Origin of the sequence: Flavobacterium sp. (assembly GCF_049318185.1) — a bacterium.
In the GTDB taxonomy this organism is placed as follows: Bacteria; Bacteroidota; Bacteroidia; order Flavobacteriales; family Flavobacteriaceae; genus Flavobacterium.
The window spans coordinates 1-2699 of sequence record NZ_JBMOGV010000198.1 but is presented as its reverse complement, the minus strand read 5'-3'; the positions used below and the strand labels follow the sequence as shown (position 1 = coordinate 2699).

The window sequence follows — 2699 nt, the reverse complement described above, 5'->3', positions numbered from 1 at the left end:
TGAAGAAGATTTTAAAAATCATGAACTCGATGAAGAAGATGAATTAACAACATTAGATAATTCTGAAATTTTCAATAAAATGTTAGATGGCTTTTTGGAAAACAATGGTAAAACAGAAATAAAATTTAAAAAATGAAAATTTTGTATGCTGTTCAAGGTACTGGAAATGGTCATATTACAAGAGCCATTGAAATTATAGAATACCTTCAAAAAAAAGGTGATCTAGATATACTAGTAAGTGGCATACAATCTGATATTGAATTGCCTTTTAAGGTAAAATATAAATTTAGCGGTCTTTCATTCATTTTTGGTAAAAATGGTGGGATAGATTTTTGGAAAACATTTTTAAAACTAAAATCAAGAAAGCTACTAAAAGACATTAAATCATTAAAAGTTAAAGAATACGATTTAATAATTAGTGATTTTGAACCCATTTCTGTTTGGGCAGCTATTAAAGCAAAGAAAACTTGCGTAGGGTTGAGTAATCAAGTAGCTACACTTCATCCTTTGGCACCAAAACCAAAAAAAGAGGATATAATGGGTAGAATGGTTTTGCAACATTATGCCCCAACTCATATTAATTATGGATTTCATTTTAAGAGTTTAGACAAAAACGTATTTACTCCCATAATTAGAAAAGAAGTTAGAGAAATAGAAACAACTAATCTAGGGCACTACACCGTTTATTTGCCCTCCTATGATGATGTAAAAATTATAAAAAGATTAAACAAAATCCCTTTAACAGAGTGGCATGTTTTTTCTAAACACAGTAAAAAATCCTATACAGTTGGAAATGTTTCTATTTCTCCCATTGACACAAAATTATTTTTGAATAGTATTGCTTCCTCTTCAGGCGTATTAACAAATGCAGGTTTTGGCACAACAAGTGAAGCCCTATTTCTTAAGAAAAAACTTTTAGTAATTCCTATGAAAAAACAATACGAGCAACAATGTAATGCTGTTGCGCTTCAAGACATGGGAATCAAAGTACTAAAAAAATTCAATAAGAACAGTATTGGTCTCATAGACCATTGGATTAAAAATGGTTTAACTGTTGAAGTTGATTATCAAGACAATACAAAGGAAATTATTGATTTGATAATAAAAAATCATAAAAAAGATAAAAATAAATTTTCTAGTTAGATTTTTATGAGTCTATCAATTAATAATTATAATTTTAAAAAAGAAGATTTTGGCGAAAATTTTCTTTGGGGCATTTCCACCTCTGCTGTTCAAACAGAAGGGAACACTAAAGATGATGGCAAAGGAGATTCGATTTGGGATGAATTTTCAAGAAAAAAAAATGCTATTTTAAATAATGATTCTCCAGCGACTGCCACTAATTTTTATGAAAATTATAAAGAAGATATTCAAATCCTCAAAAATTTAGGCATCCCTAATTTCAGATTTTCTTTGTCTTGGCCTAGAATTATTCCAAACGGATTAGGTGAAATAAATCAAAAAGGAATTGATTTTTACAATAACGTAATCGACTATTGTATAGAAAATGGAATAGAGCCTTTTGTTACAATATATCATTGGGATTTGCCTCTAGAATTAGAAAAAAAAGGAGGTTGGATAAACCGAGAAATCACATCATGGTTTGAAGAATATGTAAAAGTTTGTATAAATGCATTTGGTCAGAAAGTGAAAAATTGGATTGTACTTAATGAACCTTCAGTTTTTACAGGTGCAGGATATTTCTTTGGAATACATGCTCCTGGTAAAAAAGGCATGAACAACTTTCTCCCAGCTATGCACCATGCATTACTTTGCCAATCTATTGGATTTAAAACTATAAAAGAAAAATTTCCTAATGCTTCTGTAGGCACAACATATTCATGTACCTATATTACACCTAAAACTTATTCTGAAAAAGATTTAAAAGCTGCCGAAAGAGTGGACGCTCTATTAAACAGAGCTTTTATTGAGCCTTCACTCGGATTAGGATATCCAGTAAAAACACTCCCTTTTTTAAAGCATACAGCAAAATATTTTTTGCCAGGTGATGAAGAATTGTTAAAAGTTAATTTTGATTTCATTGGATTACAAAATTATACACGTGAAGTTGTTGCTCATAATTCCTATATTCCTTATATCAATGCAAAATTAATTCCTGCCAAAAAAAGGAATGTTGATTATACCATAATGAATTGGGAAATATATCCAAAATCTATTTACTATTTAATTTTAAAATTTAGTAAATATGATGGAGTGAATAAAATAATAATCACCGAAAACGGGGCCTCTTTTTTTGATGAATTCAAGCACAATATGATTGATGATAAGGAGCGAATTGAATATATAAAATCATATTTGCATCAAGTTTTATTGGCTAAACAAAATGGTGGGAAAGTTGAGGGCTATTTTATATGGTCTTTGACTGATAATTTTGAATGGGCAGAAGGCTATAAACAACGTTTTGGTTTGGTATATATTGATTATGAAACACAAAAAAGAACCATAAAAAATTCAGGATATTGGTACCAAGAATTTTTAAAAAGAGAGAAAAAATCTTTTTTAAAATAATCTACTACTATTAATTTTTATTTAAAACTAAACTAATCCCAATCTGTAAAGATTTAACATTTAAATAACAAATACTTTAACAATAGTTTACAAACGAACCATTTTAAGAAACTATTTTTTAACCTAAAAATTATTTTTATTTAATTTTCTATTTACAGCTAGTTGTTTTA

The 2699-nt window shown here is 28.6% G+C and carries 2 protein-coding genes; both read left to right on the top strand.

Annotation, left to right across the window (positions count from 1 at the left end):
* Positions 1 to 132: 132 nt before the first annotated feature.
* A complete protein-coding gene (locus tag ACOYLT_RS11455; RefSeq protein ID WP_422853976.1) occupies positions 133 to 1143 on the top strand; it encodes a glycosyltransferase family protein in 1011 nt (336 codons plus the stop codon).
* 6 nt (positions 1144 to 1149) lie between these two features.
* Positions 1150 to 2529 (top strand): GH1 family beta-glucosidase, encoded by a 1380-nt coding sequence (locus tag ACOYLT_RS11450; RefSeq protein ID WP_422853975.1) that lies wholly within the window; start codon positions 1150 to 1152, stop codon positions 2527 to 2529.
* Positions 2530 to 2699: the final 170 nt, after the last annotated feature.